Raw genomic sequence first — 16,840 nt, 5'->3', positions numbered from 1 at the left:
GGAACGCAATCCGGTGCTACGAATTGCCGCAGCGATAGTCGAGGCATCGCCTAGGCCGTCAATTCTCATAAAGCAATTCGCGGTCACATTACTAGGTCCATACTTCTACCAGCCGACCGGTGCGGAGTGCGAAGAATACCACAAGTGGTACTTCAATACCGGAGTGTGGAAAAAGACTACTTGGATGGGCGTCGAGTGCTTGAAGTGGGTCGGTGACATGTGGAATTACCAGGAGATTTTGTTTCAGCTAAAGCCTTCTTTAGTAATTGAATTCGGCTCGTGGCGCGGCGGGTCCGCCTTGTTCTTCGCCAGCGTCATGAGACAGATTGGTGAGCCGTTCAAGGTTATGTCTGTCGACGCATACCATGGGCGTCTGGATCCAGCAGTCCGGCGCGACTCCGATATCTTGTTCGTCGAATCGAGATCCACAGTACCGGCCGTAGCCGAACATATCAAACGCCTCAAAATTGAGTTTCCCGGGAAGATTTTCGCCATTCTGGACAGTGACCACTCAATGAATCATGTGGTGGCCGAAATGAAACTATTGCGGCCTTTGCTTTCTGCCGGTGACTATCTAGTTGTGGAAGACTCAATGCTCAATGGACACCCTGTTTTTCCTGGGTGGGGACCGGGTCCGTATGAAGCCATCGAAGCATACGAACGCGAATTTCCGACCGATTACACGCATGACGTGGAGCGGGAAAACAAATTCGGTTGGACATTCGCGCCGAATGGATTCCTGATCCGCAATTGAACTCGATTCCGCTTCGGGTGGCTGGGTCAGCGCCAAGGTAATCGCGGCCAGCCGTGTGACGTCAGCTGTGATCGACAGGCCGATAGCAAGGTGGCCCCGATATGATCGGGCTTCTGGGTGGGCATTGATTGATCGCTCGCCGCTCAACCTGTTTGCCGCGCAGACGAAGCGGAGGCTGGAGCCGTTGTCGACATCCGTGCTCGTCACAGGTGGGGCAGGATTCATCGGGTCAGCGCTCGCCCGCCGTCTGAGCAACGCCGGTCATGACGTGGCGGTGATGGACGTGCTGCACCCGCAGGTCCACGCTGGAAACTAGCCACCGGATCTACCGGCAGCGGTGAGGTTTTTCACCGGGGATGTCAGCCACGCCCCAGACTGGGATGCTGTACTGCGGTTATTTCAACCGCGGCAAATCGTGCATTTGGCCGCCGAAACGGGTACCGCCCAGTCGCTAACCGAAGCCAGCCGGCACGGCTTAGTCAACGTGGTCGGCACGGCGCAGTTGCTTGACGCTCTGACCCGCTCGGCTCTCGTGCCCGACCAGCTAGTTTTGACCTCGTCACGCGCGGTCTACGGCGAAGGCGCCTGGCAAAGCGGCTCTGAGGTCTTCTACCCGCGCCCCCGTAGCCACGCTCAGCTGCTGGCTGGCGAATGGGATCCGGTGGGACCCACCGGCATCCCCGCGGTACCGCTGCCCAGCTGCGCAGGCCGTACTGAACCGAGACCAACCAGCATCTACGCCGCCACCAAGCTCACCCAGGAGCACATGCTAGCGGCCTGGGCGGCCGCGCATGACACCCCGCTGACGGTGCTGCGCCTGCAGAATGTCTACGGTCCGGGCCAGTCGCTGACTAACCCTTACACCGGCATCGTGGCGTTGTTTGCGCGGTCGGCACGCGCCCAACTTCCACTTGAGGTCTACGAAGACGGGCGCATACTCCGCGATTTCGTCTTTATCGACGATGTGGTCGACGCCCTGGTGGCCGCCACACGAAAACCCGCTAACGGATCACGCTGGTTAGACATCGGATCGGGCATTGCGACCACCATCCACCAACTGGCCCGCAAAATCGCCACGCTCTGCGACGCGCCCGAACCGATCGTGGTCGCGAAGTTTCGCGACGGCGACGTCCGCGCCGCCAGCTGTACCATCGAGCCGGCCGCCAACGAACTGGACTGGCATCCGAAGTGGACCCTCGACGACGGCCTCCGCGCACTGCTCGAATGGATCGGGCAAACATGATGGTCGAATGGACAGCGGAATCTCTACGCCGCGCTTGCTGGCTTAACAGGTGTCGAATAAACACATGACGTCAGCCCGGGAAGATTGCGATTCTCTACCTCGGCTAACTTCGCTGTGTTTCAATGACGTGCGGCCCAGAACCGCGAAAAAGCTAGTCGACCCGGACACCGTCCCGGTGGACCTAAGGAGGAACAAACGCGTATGCCCTTGGTCCACAAGCAATTGCCGGGCTTTGATGTGACATATTCGGGCAAACGCGATCTGCCTTCGCTGCGCGCCGATGTCTCATCGATCAGCACCGGAGGCGCTGTGTGACCCAAATAATCCGCGCGCGGACGGTGGCGTTGTGGCGGGCCTCCATACGACTGCTCCGCACAGACAAAGAACGCGTCAGCAGTGCTGAGCGCTGGATCCGGGCGCTGCTGCTGATAGTGCCGTACTACGCAATGGCATTGCTGCTGAACATCCGTGCCGCACGGTGGAGGCCGCTAACTGTCGACGGCATCTCCGACGACGGCATCCGTCTTCGATGCCAGCTTCCCGAGGTTCTCCAGATGTACGTGTACCTTTTCGGCGCCTGGGAACCAGATCTCGAGGCGTTCATGCGCCGCCGACTACGGCCCGGGGACACCTTCATCGACGTCGGCGCCAATATCGGATATCTCAGCGCTTTGGCCAGCCAACTCGTGGGTCCGCACGGGGCCGTCGTGGCAATTGAGCCGGCCCCGTTCGCCGGCGCCGCGCTGCAGGAAACCGCAGCACTGAACGGTTTGACCAATATCCGCTTAGTGGCCGCCGCGGTGTCGGATCGCGACGGCGAACTCCCACTGTTCGTCGGGTCGGCCTACGACAGCGGCCTTACCACAACGGTGGCCCGTCTCGGCCGCCACTTCCGCTTCCGCGAGCAGGAGCGGGTGCGAGCGGCGATGCTCGGTTCTTTGGTAACACGTGAGGAATTGGCGAGCGCACGTCTAATCAAGATTGACGTGGAGGGGGCCGAAGACCGCGTGCTCGCCGGCCTCCTGGTATCGCTGGACATACTCGCGCCCGAGGCGGAATTGGTGGTCGAAGTCATGCCGAGATGGTGGAGCGACCCGCAGCTGCGCCCAATCGACGTGCTGCAGCCTTTTCTGGAGCGTGGCTTCCACGTCTACCAGCTGCCATGCAATTACTGGCCGTGGCGCTACCTATGGCCGAGAAGTGTCGGTGCACCACAGCGGCTGCGCGACTTAGCCGCATTGGACCGGCGCGGAAGGCTCGACCTGGTGCTGTCCCGCTTCGACGCCGATACGCTTTGACGATGTTCGCGACGCTCTCCAGGGGTCACCCGAAACGCCTCAAGCGGGCAAAGTTTTCCACCAGATCAGCAGCGACGGCGACGCTTTCGGCCGGTTTGGTCATCCGGGTGGCGGTCTCACGTGCCTGGCTGAGGTATTGCGGCTCCAGGATGGTGCAAAGATCTGCGACCAGCGACATTCGGTTGGTGGTCGAAAAGCGCCGCGCGGTCCCAACTTTCAGTCGTTTGATCTGAGCCCCCCAGAGTGGCTGATCGCCCGTCGTCCAGAGGATCAGCTGGGGGACTCCGGCGCGCAGCACCGCCGCCGTGGTGCCCGCACCACCATGGTGCACGACCGCGCGGCAGGCGGGAAACGTGGCTGAGTGGTTCACAGCGCCCACCACCTTGACGTGGTCCAAATTTGCGACGTTGCCGAAGTCGGTGCCACCGGCGCAAACCAAAGCCCGCTCGCCCAACTGCGAACAGGCCCAACTGATCATGGCGAGCGTGTCCGCCGGAGACTGGACCGGGAAGCTGCCGAAACCAAAGTAAATCGGGGGTGTACCCGCCGCGATCCACGAGGCGACCTCGTCATCGGCGTCTGTCGGCAACTCCATCGTGAGCGCGCCGACAAAGGGCCGCTGGCCGTCGAATTTCGCCCACTCCGCGGCTAGGCCGGGAATGCAAAGCTCGTCGTAGGCCTGAATTTCCAGTGATCCGCGCGCGGTGATCCGCCGCGGCGCGGGTTCCGTCGTCCTTGGCAGGCCAAGTGCGTGGCGCTGTGCGTCTTGTCCCCTCTTCGTCCAGCGCCAATACCCCCACTCATCGATTCGCATCGCGGCGCGGGCCAGTGGCGCCGGCCGAAGCGGAATGAAGTGGCTGTTGACTCGCGCCGGAAAGTAGTGCAGTGTGGCCAACGGAATGTCGTGATACTCAGCGACGTTGGAAGCGAGCTCCTCGAAACCCTGGCCGGTCACCAGCAGGTCGGCTCCGTCCGCCAGCGACGCCAGCGTCGTGTTCATCATCACCCGGCACTGGGCGACGAGGTTGCCAACCTCGCGCCACAGTCTTATCAGATCCCGCATCCGCCAAGGGTTGCGGAACAGATGCGTCGAGAAGTCGCGCTGCGCCTGTAGTGGCTTTCTCGTGTCAAGCCCATAGGGCACCGCTGTAAGCTCAGCCGTCGCGGCGAAGCCAGCGAGATCGGGGGGGACTGCCATGCGGACGTCATGCCCGCGGCGCCGCAATTCACGACCAACAGTGACGCAGGGCTCCACATCGCCGCGACTTCCGTAGCAGGCCAGCACAAATTTCATCGCGGGTCGTGGCCTCTCACTTTTGTTGCCGGCTCAGCCGGCCAGAAGCATAACCCTAGTGACCGTTTCATCGACGTCGAATCGGAAATCTTCGCGTAGAGCCCGCAATATCATTGCCCTGCAAGGCTATTAGGCAGCGGCAGCCTATTGTTCGGGACACACGAACGGATGGTGTGCACAGCGCCAGTGAGCCAACAGGTCGCACACGCCGTAACTAGCGCGGGTCGGTAAATATATTCGACTAAATTCGACGCGGAATCACCGCTTAAATTGCGGCGAAATGTCACACTACCTGCATTCGATTATCGTGCCTCTTGCCTAGGGGGGATCTTGCGGACTGATAGCGTCAGCCCTGTTCAGGCGGTGCGGGGTCAGCGTCCGGCACGACCGGGATTTCGCCTAGATATTGAGGGGTTGCGTGCGGTCGCGGTGCTGGCCGTTGTGCTGTTTCATGCCGAGGTGCCCGGTGTCGGTGGCGGGTTCGTCGGCGTCGACGTCTTTTTCGTCATTTCCGGTTTTTTGATCACCGGGCTGCTGTGGCGCGAGGTTGACAGCACCGGGACCGTGCGGCTGCGCCGCTTCTACGGGGCGCGGGCCCGCCGCCTGCTGCCGGCCTCGGCCACGGTCGGGGTGATCACCGCGATCGCGTCAGCAATCCTGCTGCCCCCGCTGCAGGCCCGCACCGTGTTCGGCGACGGCATCGCCAGCGCGTTGTATGTGGCCAACTACCGGTTCTTGTTAGAGGGCAGTGACTATTTCCTGCATGAGATGCCGCCGTCGCCGTTTCAGCACTATTGGTCGTTGGGGGTTGAGGAGCAGTTCTACCTGGTGTGGCCGGCGTTGATGATCGGCACGGCCTGGCTGATCCGGCGGGTGCGTCGGCGCGCGCCTGCCGGCTCGTCGCAGATCCCGTATCTGGTGGTGCTGGCGGTGGTCGCGGCGGTGTCGTTCGCGCTGTCGCTGGCCGCCACCTATGTGGTGCCAGCGGTGGCGTTTTTTTCGCTGCCCACCCGGGCCTGGCAGCTGGCGGTGGGCGGGCTGGTGGCCCTGACCGCCGGCCTGTGGCGCCGGCTGCCGGCACCGGGCGCCGCGATCACCGGGTGGGCGGGGCTGGTGCTGATCCTGCTGTCCTGCACCCTGGTGGGCCCGACCACGCCCTATCCGGGTAGCGCCGCGCTGCTGCCGGTGCTGGGCACCGCCCTGGTGATCGGCGCCGGCTGCGCCGATGGCCGGTTCGGCGCGGGTCGGCTCCTGGCCCGTTCGCCGATGCGCGCGATCGGGCGGGTGTCGTATTCGTGGTATCTGTGGCACTGGCCGGTGCTGCTGCTGGCAGCGCCGCTGCTGGGTCACCCGCTGGGGCTGGCCGGCCGGCTGGTCGCGGCCGGCGTGTCCGGTGCGCTGGCGGTGCTGACCTTGCATCTGGTGGAAAACCCGTTGCGGTTCGCCGCGCCGATTCGGCGCTCGCCGGCGCGCAGCCTGGTCCTCGGCGGGGTGGCCACCGCGGTCGCGGCCTGCGTCGGCGTGGTGCTGCTGGTGGCGGTGCCCACCCCGGTCGGGCGCGGCGCGCCGGCCACGGCGCTGGCCATCACCGCCGCACCCGACCCGGCGGGCCCCCACCGCTACCACACCGCCGTGCAGCACGCGTTCGCCCAAGTGCAAGCCGCCCTCGCAGCATCTGCCGACCTGACGGCAGTACCGTCAAACCTCAACCCGCCCCTCGCCGACGCCGCCGCCGAACTCAAGTCGGTGTTGCTCAGTAACTGTCTGCGTAATGTTTTCCAAGTCGACCAGCCTGTGTGCGCGTCGGGTGATACCGCCTCGGCGACGACGGTGGCCCTGGTCGGTGACTCGAACGCCACGATGTGGGCTCCCGCGTTCCAACAGGTCGCCGCCCAGCGGCACTGGCGGCTGGAAACCCTGGCCAAGATGGCCTGCCCACCGATGAGCCTGCCCATCATCAATCCCCTCGGCCGCAGCGAGTACACCGCCTGCGAGGAGTGGCGCGACCGGATCATCAACCGGTTGCGCGCCGAACAGCCGCTGTTGGTGGTCGTGAGTATGGGGCGGCGGTACGGCGCCAGCTACGGTTGGCCCTCAGGTTTCACCTCATATGACCCGGCGTGGCTCAACAGCCTGACCGGCCTGGTGCAGCAACTGCGCGGCACCGGCGCCCAGGTGCTGGTACTCGGGCCGATTTCCTACCCCCACACCGTGGTGCCGATCTGCCTGTCCGGTCACCTCGACGATGCGAGGGCCTGCGCGCCGGCACGGTCAGCTGCGGTGAACGACTCTGGTATTGCGGCCGAAGCCGCCGCCACCAAAGCCGCTGGCGGACACTACGCCGACGTCACCGACCTCTTCTGCACCGCCAAGCGCTGCCCCGCCATCGTCGGCAACACCCTGGTGTACTACGACGCTTCTCACCTGACACTCGAATACAGCCGCTTATTGGCGCCGGCGATCGGGTCGCTGACCGACCACGCACTCGCGCCCGGTTGACACATGTCGGATTCTGCATCACCGCCTGCGATGGCCATTAAATGTGGCGAGCTTGTTGATCAAATACCGTGCCTCTTGCCTAGGGGGGATCTTGCGGACTGATAGCGTCAGCCCTGTTCAGGCGGTGCGGGGTCAGCGTCCGGCACGACCGGGATTTCGCCTAGATATTGAGGGGTTGCGTGCGGTCGCGGTGCTGGCCGTTGTGCTGTTTCATGCCGAGGTGCCCGGTGTCGGTGGCGGGTTCGTCGGCGTCGACGTCTTTTTCGTCATTTCCGGTTTTTTGATCACCGGGCTGCTGTGGCGCGAGGTTGACAGCACCGGGACCGTGCGGCTGCGCCGCTTCTACGGGGCGCGGGCCCGCCGCCTGCTGCCGGCCTCGGCCACGGTCGGGGTGATCACCGCGATCGCGTCAGCAATCCTGCTGCCCCCGCTGCAGGCCCGCACCGTGTTCGGCGACGGCATCGCCAGCGCGTTGTATGTGGCCAACTACCGGTTCTTGTTAGAGGGCAGTGACTATTTCCTGCATGAGATGCCGCCGTCGCCGTTTCAGCACTATTGGTCGTTGGGGGTTGAGGAGCAGTTCTACCTGGTGTGGCCGGCGTTGATGATCGGCACGGCCTGGCTGATCCGGCGGGTGCGTCGGCGCGCGCCCCGGCTCGTCGCAGATCCCGTATCTGGTGGTGCTGGCGGTGGTCGCGGCGGTGTCGTTCGCGCTGTCGCTGGCCGCCACCTATGTGGTGCCAGCGGTGGCGTTTTTCGCTGCCCACCCGGGCCTGGCAGCTGGCGGTGGGCGGGCTGGTGGCCCTGACCGCCGGCCTGTGGCGCCGGCTGCCGGCACCGGGCGCCGCGATCACCGGGTGGGCGGGGCTGGTGCTGATCCTGCTGTCCTGCACCCTGGTGGGCCCGACCACGCCCTATCCGGGTAGCGCCGCGCTGCTGCCGGTGCTGGGCACCGCCCTGGTGATCGGCGCCGGCTGCGCCGATGGCCGGTTCGGCGCGGGTCGGCTCCTGGCCCGTTCGCCGATGCGCGCGATCGGGCGGGTGTCGTATTCGTGGTATCTGTGGCACTGGCCGGTGCTGCTGCTGGCAGCGCCGCTGCTGGGTCACCCGCTGGGGCTGGCGGCCGGCTGGTCGCGGCGGCGTGTCCGGTGCGCTGGCGGTGCTGACCTTGTATCTGGTGGAAAACCCGTTGCGGTTCGCCGCGCCGATTCGGCGCTCGCCGGCGCGCAGCCTGGTCCTCGGCGGGGTGGCCACCGCGGTCGCGACCTGCGTCGGCGTGGTGCTGCTGGTGGCGGTGCCCACCCCGGTCGGGCGCGGCGCGCCGCCACGGCGCTGGCCATCACCGCCGCACCCGACCCGGCGGGCCCCCACCGCTACCACACCGCCGTGCAGCACGCGTTCGCCCAAGTGCAAGCCGCCCTCGCAGCATCTGCCGACCTGACGGCAGTACCGTCAAACCTCAACCCGCCCCTCGCCGACGCCGCCGCCGAACCTTTAGCCATGTTCTCAACCGGCTGTCTGAACAAAGTCATCGACCGCCAACCCCGTGTGTGCGCGTCGGGTGATACCGCCTCGGCGACGACGGTGGCCCTGGTCGGTGACTCGGATGCCACGATGTGGGCTCCCGCGTTCCAACAGGTCGCCGCCCAGCGGCACTGGCGGCTGGAAACCCTGGCCAAGGCCGCTTGCCCACCGATGAACCTGCCCATCATCAATCCCCACCTTCGGAGGAAGTACACCGAATGCGGGCAGTGGCAGGCCCAGTTGCTCCCCCGGTTGCGCGCCGAGCATCCGAAGCTGGTCGTGGTCAGCATGTGGCGCGGGTATTCGCCCGGCTACGGTGTTACCTCCTATGACCGGGCCTGGATCGACAGCCTCACCGTCTTGGTGCGGCAGTTGCGCGGCACCGGTGCGCAGGTGCTGGTGCTCGGCCCCATCCCAGACCCGCACACCGTGGTGCCGATCTGCCTGTCCGGTCACCTCGAGGATGCGAACGCCTGCGCGCCGGCACGCTCGGCGGCGGTGAACGATGCCGGGATAGCGGCCGAAGCCGCCGCCACCAAAGCCGCTGGCGGACACTACGCCGACGTCACCGCCCTCTTCTGCACCGCCAAGCGCTGCCCCGCCATCGTCGGCAACACCCTGGTATACCCGGACATCAATGACGCGACACACATAACGTTCGAATACTCCCGGCTGCTGGCACCGGCAATGGGGGCACTGACCGACCACGCACTCGCGCACCCGTAACATCCGCGGCCCGGCGCCGGGGTGATACCGCGTCGCTAAGCTCAATGGCGGCAAATCAGCAGCCCCAACAGGAAGGCATTTGTGCGGGTCACCAGCGTCGGTCATGCCGGCTTCCTGATCGAGACGCGTGCGGGCAGCATCTTGTGCGATCCCTGGGTCAACCCCGCTTATTTCGCGTCGTGGTTCCCGTTCCCGGACAACAGCGCGCTGGACTGGGACCAGCTGGGTCAATGCGACTACCTCTACATTTCGCATCTGCACAAAGACCATTTCGACGCCAAGCTGCTGCGGGCGCACGTCGACAAGGACGCGGTGGTGCTCTTGCCCGACTATCCGGTGCCGGACCTTCGCGCCGAGCTGGAAAAGCTGGGGTTTCACCGGTTCTTCGAGACGACGGATTCGGTCAAGCACCGCGTCGAGGGCCCGCAAGGGGCTTTGGAGGTCATGATCATCGCGCTGCGCGCCCCCGCCGACGGCCCGATCGGCGACTCGGCTCTGGTGGTCTCCGACGGCGAAACCACCGTCTTCAACATGAACGACGCCCGGCCGGTGGAGCTGGACGCGCTGCATTCGCAGTTCGGCCACGTCGACGTGCACATGCTGCAGTACTCCGGCGCGATCTGGTATCCGATGGTCTACGACATGCCCGCGCGGGCCAAGGCGGTGTTCGGCACGCAAAAACGGCAACGCCAGATGGACCGCGCCCGCCAATACATCGCGCAGGTCGACGCCAGCTGGGTCATTCCGTCGGCGGGCCCACCATGCTTCCTCGACCCCGAACTGCGCCACCTCAACGACGACCGCGGCGATCCCGCCAACATCTTCCCCGACCAGATGGTGTTTCTGGATCAAATGCGCGCCCACGGCCACGACCGTGGGTTGCTGATGATTCCCGGTTCGACCGCTGACTTCACTGGCGCACACTTGAATTCGCTGAAGCACCCGCTGCCCGCCGACCAGGCCGAGGCGGTCTTCACCACCGGCAAGGCCGCTTACCTGTCCGCGTATGCCGCCCGGATGGCACCCGTGATCGCCGCCGAGAAGGCGACCTGGGCGCCCGCGACCGGTGAGCCCCTGCTGGAGCCTCTGCAGGCATTGTTCGAACCGATCATGTCGGCCAGCGACGAGATCTGCGACGGCATCGGCTACCCTGTCGAGTTGGTGCTCGGGCCCGAAACCGTTGTCCTGGACTTTCCGAAACGGACTGTGCGCGAACCGATTCCGGAGGAGAGGTTTCGCTACAGCTTCGAGATCGCACCCGAGCTGGTGCGCACCGTGCTGCGCGACAACGAGCCGGACTGGGTCAACACGATCTTCTTGTCCACCCGATTCACCGCCCGGAGGGTCGGCGGCTACAACGAGTATTTGTACACCTTCTTCAAGTGCTTGACCGACGAGCGCATCGCCTACGCCGACGGCTGGTTCGCCGAGGCGCATGACGACACTGCATCGATCATCCTGGACGGCTATGAGATCCAGCGTCGCTGTCCGCATCTGAAAGCTGACCTGTCGAGATTCGGTGTGGTGGAGGGCAACACCTTGACCTGTAACCTGCACGGCTGGCAGTGGAACTTAGACACCGGGCACTGCCTGACCGCACGGGGTCACGAGCTTCGGTGCAGCCGGCTGTGAGCACGACATCCAGCGATTGCTACGACGACGGCCTAATCCAGCTGGATCGTGAGGCGATCACCTTGCGCCGCTATCACTTTCCGTCGGGGACGTCGAAAGTCATCCCATTGAAGACGATCCGTGGCTATAAAGCCGAGCCGCTGGGCCTGTTTTGGCACCGGTTTCGCATCTGGGGCAGCTCGGATCTGCGCCGCTGGCTGCCGCTGGACGTGAGCCGTCCGCTCAAGTCGACGTTGATCACCCTCGACGTGCCCGGAACCCGGCCCCGCCCGGCGTTCACGCCGGCCAAGCCGCGCGAGTTCACGGCGCTGCTTGACACATTGCTCAGCGAGGTCCGCTAGCCCGGCCTAGCGGCCCATGTCGGCCAACGCCTGGTGTGCGGCATTGTAGCCGGGAATGAACGTTATCCCCGGTCCGCCGTGGCAGCCCGCGCTGGCCAAGTAGAGTCCCTCGAGAGGTATCGGTTGTCCCAGAAAGCCTTTGGGGCCGGGTCGATTCGGGCCGATCTGGTTGGGGTTCAACAGGCCGTGGCAGTAGTCGCCACCCGGCGCGCCGAACATCGTGCCCATGTGGCGTGGGGTGAACGTGGTGTGTCGGGTGATGCTGCCTCCGAAATTTGGGGCCAGCCGGGTGATCTTGTCGATCACCCGCTGCCCCATCTCGGCCTTCATCTGCCCGTAGGACCGTGGACCGCCTTCAATCGGGAACCACAGCGCGAACGCCGACGCGGCCTGTTTGCCGGGCGGCGCGAGCTGCGGATCGTGCAGCGACGGAATCTGCAGCACGACCGTGGGGTCGGCCGGCACGACGCCCCGGCGGCATTCCTCCCACTGCTGCTGCACTTCTTCCGGCGTGCTGAAAATACCGATGGATGCCTGCATTTCGGGATCGTTGAGCATCTCATAGGGTGCCGCAAATTGTGGCGGCTCGTCTAGCGCGAAGTGCATCTGAAGATAGCTGCCCCGGTGGTCGATACGCGCGTAACGTTCACGGATGTCAGCGGGCAATGCGGCCGGATCGATCAGCCCGTTGACGGTCAGATCCGGGGCGATAGCGGAGACGACGACCGGCGCGCTCACGGTGTCCCCCGCCTCAATTCGAACACCGCGAACCCGGCCGTCGTCGGCGACGATCTGGGTTGCCTTGGTGCGCAGGCGCAATTCGCCGCCGTGGGTTTCGAACTGCTCCCGCAGGTGCGACGTGAGCGCTCCGATGCCGCCGCGCAGCTTTTTCATCAGCACGCTGTCGCCGTCGGGCACACCGAGCCCGAACGCCAGCGCCGCCGCGCTGCCCGGCGTGGCCGGCCCCCGGTAGAGGGTGTTGACCGCCAGCACAGTGAACGAGCCGCGCAGCGCACCGTGCTTTTCCCGGTCCGGCAAATACCGGTCGAGCACGTCGGTGACCGAGCCGAACAGCATGTCGTCGATAGCTGAACGTTCGAATTCGCCACTGGCGCAGGCGAACATCTCGTCGTAAGTCTTCGGCGGCGTGCCGGCCTCGAACCGGCCCAGTGCCCGCGTCGGCGCCTGACTCCACGCCAGCAGCCCCGCCATGCCGTTGACGGCGTCGGCGCCGTGCACGTCGCCCAGGTGGGCGAGCAGCTTGATTGGGTCGGTGTACTGGACGACCGGATCGTCGCCGACCCCGCGCAGCGCTACCGACATCACCTCGGCGTCGACGGTCGGCAAGGTGTCCAGCCCCAATTCACGGCTTACCGTTGCCGCGGTCGGGAACTGCACCGAGCCGGCAATCTCGAACCGGTAGCCGTCGAACAACTCGACCGTCGATGCCATGCCGCCCGCATAGCGCTTGGCCTCCAAACACACCGTGCGGAGGCCCGCGCGTTGCAGAATTACCGCCGCGGCCAGCCCGTTGTGCCCCGCACCGATGACGATCGCGTCGTAGTCGGCCATCACTTCCGCCCTTGGTCAGCCCCTGCACCGCAGGCTCGCGCAGATCGACAGTTTTGTCAATAGTGACAAAACCCTAGCGGTCGGGCGGCAGCAGACCGTCTTCCAGCGAAGCCAGCGCGGCATGACATAGCCGGGCCAGTTCGGCCAGCGAACGATTTTGGCCCAGCATCCAGACCTCCATCGCGCCGAACACCGCGGCGGCTATGCAGCGCGCGGTCACCGTGGCCCGCAGGCGTTCGTCGACGGTGCTGGTGCGCGCACGCCGGCTCAGGTGCTCGGCCACGGCGTCGGCGAAGTCCGCTTCCACCTGCCGGATGTGCCGAACGATCCGGCTCGAGTCCAGTTCGGCGTTTCGCAACGCAGCGATTTTCGTCACGGCCTCAACGTCGTACGGGAACGCGAAGATGGCCGACTGCACGGATTCGATGATCGGCTCGTCGACCGGACGGGCGGCCAATGCTGCCCGAAACCAATGCAGTCCGGCGTCGTAGTCGGCAAACAGGAGATCGTGTTTGGAGGAGAAGTGCCGATAAAACGTCCGCAGCGACACCCCGGCGTCCGCCGCGATCTGCTCGGCCGATGTCTCCTCGAAACCCTGGGCCAAAAACCGCACCATCGCGGCCTGTCGCAACGCCTCACGAGTGCGTTCGCTGCGCGCGGTCTGCGCGGGCCGGACCATGCCAGTACGGTACCCTTCCTAAGTTCTGTCAATATTGACAAAAGTAGCCGAGAGTGGTGGCGTTGCGTCATGGTCTCCCTCGTTGTCCACGCACTGCTCGGTTTGACGGTGATCTCCTGGATCGTCGCCTCGAATCAGCACGTGTTCGCCAGGCCGTCATCCGGGCCACTGTTGTCGCCGCTGGAATGCGCCTACTACGTCGTCGGCGTCGTGTCGGTGGCGCTGGGCTGGTACTTCAATATCCGCTTCGTGCACGACTATTCGGCCGGATCGGCAAACCCGATCTGGGGCCCCGGCAGCTGGTCGGACTACATCCGGTTGATGTTCACCAACCCTGCGGCCAGCTCGGCAAGCCAGGACTACACGATCGCCAATGTCGTTCTGCTGCCCCTGTTTACGATAGTCGACGGCTACCGGCGGGGGCTGCGGCGGCCGTGGCTGTTCTTCGTGTCGAGCCTGTTCACCAGTTTCGCGTTTGCGTTCGCGTTGTACTTCGCCGCCGTCGAGCGCCAGCGCCGCCACGAGCAATCGCGTCAAGCCGTGCAGGCTTAAGGCTCCAGCACCTCGGTGCCCACGAACGGCACCAGCGCATCGGGCACCCGCACGCTGCCGTCGGGTCGCTGGTGGTTTTCCAGGATGGCCACCAGCCAGCGGGTGGTGGCCAGGGTGCCGTTGAGGGTCGCCGCGATCTGCGGCTTGCCGTCGGCGTCGCGGTAACGCGTCGCAAGCCGGCGCGCCTGAAAGGTGGTGCAGTTCGAGGTCGACGTCAGCTCGCGGTAGGCATGCTGGGACGGCAGCCACGCCTCGCAGTCGAACTTGCGCGCCGCCGACGACCCGAGTTCGCCTGCGGCCACGTCGATCACGCGATAGGGCACCTCGATGCGGGCCAGCATCTCGCGCTGCCAGCCCAGCAGCCGCTCGTGTTCGGCCTCGGCGTCGTCGGGCACGCAGTAGACGAACCCTTCCACCTTGTCGAACTGATGCACCCGGATGATGCCGCGGGTGTCCTTGCCGTGACTGCCGGCTTCGCGTCGAAAACACGACGACCAGCCCACGTAGCGCAGTGGCCCGCCCGACAGGTCCAGGATCTCGTCGCCGTGGTAGCCGGCCAGCGGCACCTCGGAGGTGCCCACCAGATACAGGTCGTCGGCTTCGATGCGATACACCTCTTCGGCGTGCGCGCCCAGAAACCCGGTGCCCGACATCACCTGCGGGCGCACCAGCACCGGCGGGATGAGCGGGATGAAACCGTTGTCGACGGCTAACCGCAGCGCCAGCTGCAGCAACCCCAGCTGCAACAGCGCGCCGCGGCCGGTTAGGAAATAGAACCGCGACCCCGACACCTTGGCGCCGCGCGCCATGTCGATCAGGCCCAGCGATTCGCCGAGTTCCAAATGATCCCTGGGGTTTTCGATGCCAGCAGGCTCGCCGACCACGTCGAGGACCGTGTAGTCCTCCTCTCCGCCGGCGGGCACCCCGTCGAGGATGACGTTCGAGATGGCCATGTGTGCGGCGGTGAACGCTGCCTCGGCGTCGGCCTGCACCGCCTCCGCGGCCTTGACCTGCTCGGCCAGTTCTTTGGCCTGCTGCAGCAGGGCCGGGCGTTCCGCGGCCGATGCGGCGCCCACCTTCTTGCTGGCGGCCTTCTGTTCGGCGCGTAGCGAATCTGCCCGCGAGATCGCGGTCCGGCGGGCGGCGTCGGCGGCAAGCAGCACGTCGACCAGTCCCGGGTCCTCGCCGCGGCTGATCTGGGAACGGCGCACCGTCTCGGGGTCGTCGCGCAGGAGCCTCAGGTCGATCACGACCCGACCCTACTTTCGACCCGAGCCGCCGGGCAGCGGGGCGGCCAACGCCGCCGACAACAACGCCACACCTGCATCATCAGTCACACGTTCGCTCGGTCTGTCGCGCGCCTGTCAGAATGGAGCGGATGCTGGACGCACCCGAGCAGGAACATCCCGCCGCCGAACAGCCGCAACGCCGGCTGGCGCGATTCGAGTGGTTGCACACTTTGCAAGCCTCGTCGACCCGGCGTGCGCTGTTACTGACCGCTCTCGGTGGCCTGCTGATCGCCGGTGTGGTGACCGTGGTTCCGATCGGCGGCAGCCGCCCCGGTCGGCTGGCCGGCTACGTCGACCCGGTGCCGAGCACCGGCACCAAGGGCAACGAAGCGTTCAACCACGCCACCAGCGGTAACTGCCTGATGTGGCCGGACCGGATGCCGGAGGCCGCGACCATCGTCGACTGCAAGGACGAGCACCGGTTCGAGGTCGCCGAATCCGTCGACATGCGCACCTTCCCGGGCTCGGAGTACGGGCCCGACGCCGCCCCGCCGTCGGCCGCGCGCATCGAACAGATCAGCCAGGAGCAGTGCGAAGCGGCGGTGCGCCGCTACCTCGGCACCCGGTTCGACCCCAACAGCAAGTTCAGCATCAGCATGCTCTGGTCGGGTGACCGGGCGTGGCGACAGTCCGGCGAACGCCGCCTGCTGTGCGGCCTGCAACTGCCCGGCCCGGACAACCAGCAGATCCCGTTCAAAGGCAAGGTCGCCGACCTCGACCAGTCCAAGGTGTGGCCGGCCGGCACCTGCCTGGGCATCGACCTGTCGGCCAACCAGCCAAACGACGTCCCGGTCGACTGCGCCGCGCCGCATGCCATGGAGGTGACCGGCACCGTCAACTTGGCCGAGAAGTTCCCCGCCGCCCTGCCTTCCGAGGCTGAACAGGACACCTACATCAAGGACACCTGCACCCGGCTCACCGACGCCTACCTGGCTCCGGTGCAGCTGCGCAACACCACGCTGACCCTGATCTACAGCACCATCTCGTTGCCCAGCTGGTCGGCCGGCAGCCACGAGGTGGCGTGCAGCATCGGCGCGACGCTCGGCAACGGCGGCTGGGCCACGTTGCTGAACAGCGCCAAGGGGCCGCTGCTGATCAACGGCCAGCCGCCGATCCCGCCGCCGGAGATCCCTCCGGAGCGGCTCAACCCGCCAGCCATCCCGATGCCCACCAACGCCGCCACCGCACCGGCTGCCCCGCCGACCCAGCAGCGGCAAGGCAACGAGCATCTGCCCAACCAACCCGCCGCACCCGCCGCCCCACCGCGGGTGCCGCCAACCAGCCACCCGCGCCAGCCAACCAGCCGCCGGCGCCCGCGCCCGGTGCCGAAGCGCCGCCCCCGCGGCTCCAGAGGCACCGCCACCGCAACCGCCTGCCCCGGAAGCCCCACCGGCCGGGCCACCGCCTGGCCCAGCTCAGCCCGCGCCGGGGCCTAGC

10 protein-coding genes and 3 pseudogenes are annotated in these 16,840 nt (G+C 65.9%); 9 read left to right on the top strand and 4 right to left on the bottom strand.

Annotation, left to right across the window (positions count from 1 at the left end):
• Positions 1-61: 61 nt before the first annotated feature.
• The 3 genes and pseudogenes from MYXE_RS00470 to MYXE_RS00460 all read left to right on the top strand — a co-directional run bounded on the left by MYXE_RS00470 (position 62) and on the right by MYXE_RS00460 (position 3,295).
• On the top strand, positions 62-754 hold the full coding sequence (locus MYXE_RS00470; RefSeq protein ID WP_085198043.1) for a rhamnosyl O-methyltransferase: 693 nt from the start codon (positions 62-64) through the stop codon (positions 752-754).
• Between the two features lie 196 nt (positions 755-950).
• A pseudogene (locus tag MYXE_RS00465) lies at positions 951-1,997 on the top strand (NAD-dependent epimerase/dehydratase family protein).
• Between the two features lie 311 nt (positions 1,998-2,308).
• Positions 2,309-3,295, top strand: coding sequence for an FkbM family methyltransferase (locus MYXE_RS00460; RefSeq protein ID WP_085198003.1), 987 nt, complete (start codon positions 2,309-2,311; stop codon positions 3,293-3,295).
• A gap of 25 nt (positions 3,296-3,320) precedes the next feature.
• Here MYXE_RS00460 and MYXE_RS00455 read toward each other — a convergent pair whose 3' ends face one another.
• A complete protein-coding gene (locus tag MYXE_RS00455; RefSeq protein WP_039891317.1) occupies positions 3,321-4,589 on the bottom strand; it encodes a glycosyltransferase in 1,269 nt (422 codons plus the stop codon).
• A 327-nt stretch (positions 4,590-4,916) separates the two neighbouring features.
• Here MYXE_RS00455 and MYXE_RS00450 point away from each other — a divergent pair, with 327 nt between their 5' ends.
• From MYXE_RS00450 to MYXE_RS00435, 4 genes and pseudogenes are all read left to right on the top strand, one after another.
• Positions 4,917-7,088: an acyltransferase family protein gene (locus tag MYXE_RS00450; protein ID WP_085198040.1), complete on the top strand. Its 2,172-nt coding sequence runs from the start codon at positions 4,917-4,919 to the stop codon at positions 7,086-7,088.
• 88 nt (positions 7,089-7,176) lie between these two features.
• Positions 7,177-9,338, top strand: a pseudogene (locus MYXE_RS23855) (acyltransferase family protein).
• 81 nt (positions 9,339-9,419) lie between these two features.
• Positions 9,420-10,970: an MBL fold metallo-hydrolase gene (locus MYXE_RS00440; protein ID WP_085198000.1), complete on the top strand. Its 1,551-nt coding sequence runs from the start codon at positions 9,420-9,422 to the stop codon at positions 10,968-10,970.
• Positions 10,967-11,311 carry a hypothetical protein gene (locus MYXE_RS00435; RefSeq protein ID WP_085198034.1) on the top strand — a complete coding sequence of 115 codons (345 nt, stop codon included), beginning with the start codon at positions 10,967-10,969 and terminating at the stop codon, positions 11,309-11,311. The genes MYXE_RS00440 and MYXE_RS00435 overlap by 4 nt, the downstream gene beginning before the upstream one ends.
• A gap of 6 nt (positions 11,312-11,317) precedes the next feature.
• On the opposite strand, the gene MYXE_RS00430 is transcribed toward MYXE_RS00435, so the two are convergent.
• Entirely contained in the window at positions 11,318-12,883 is a 1,566-nt protein-coding gene (locus tag MYXE_RS00430) for a phytoene desaturase family protein (RefSeq protein WP_085197998.1), read from the bottom strand.
• Between the two features lie 73 nt (positions 12,884-12,956).
• The gene (locus tag MYXE_RS00425; RefSeq protein ID WP_003919899.1) at positions 12,957-13,562 is read right to left on the bottom strand and encodes a TetR/AcrR family transcriptional regulator; all 606 of its coding nucleotides are present in this window, start codon (positions 13,560-13,562) and stop codon (positions 12,957-12,959) included.
• Between the two features lie 69 nt (positions 13,563-13,631).
• On the opposite strand from MYXE_RS00425, the gene MYXE_RS00420 reads away from it, so the two are divergent.
• Positions 13,632-14,114, top strand: coding sequence for a DUF2834 domain-containing protein (locus tag MYXE_RS00420; protein ID WP_003919898.1), 483 nt, complete (start codon positions 13,632-13,634; stop codon positions 14,112-14,114).
• Here MYXE_RS00420 and serS read toward each other — a convergent pair.
• A complete protein-coding gene (gene serS, locus MYXE_RS00415) occupies positions 14,111-15,364 on the bottom strand; it encodes a serine--tRNA ligase (protein ID WP_085197996.1) in 1,254 nt (417 codons plus the stop codon). The genes MYXE_RS00420 and serS overlap by 4 nt on opposite strands.
• Before the next feature lie 128 nt (positions 15,365-15,492).
• Here serS and MYXE_RS24835 point away from each other — a divergent pair.
• Positions 15,493-16,837 (top strand): annotated as a pseudogene (locus tag MYXE_RS24835) (septum formation family protein); the annotation flags it as partial.
• Positions 16,838-16,840: the final 3 nt, after the last annotated feature.

This window comes from Mycobacterium xenopi, from assembly GCF_009936235.1.
Taxonomy (GTDB): domain Bacteria; phylum Actinomycetota; class Actinomycetes; order Mycobacteriales; family Mycobacteriaceae; genus Mycobacterium; species Mycobacterium xenopi.
Note: the sequence above shows the minus strand (reverse complement) of the source record. Positions and strands in the feature narration are given on the sequence as shown.

Coding starts and splice junctions, on each gene's coding strand:
- MYXE_RS00420 (WP_003919898.1), top strand. CDS start 13,632: ATGGTCTCCCTCGTTGTCCACGCACTGCTCGGTTTGACGGTGATCTCC.
- MYXE_RS00430 (WP_085197998.1), bottom strand. CDS start 12,883: ATGGCCGACTACGACGCGATCGTCATCGGTGCGGGGCACAACGGGCTG.
- MYXE_RS00455 (WP_039891317.1), bottom strand. CDS start 4,589: ATGAAATTTGTGCTGGCCTGCTACGGAAGTCGCGGCGATGTGGAGCCC.
- MYXE_RS00425 (WP_003919899.1), bottom strand. CDS start 13,562: ATGGTCCGGCCCGCGCAGACCGCGCGCAGCGAACGCACTCGTGAGGCG.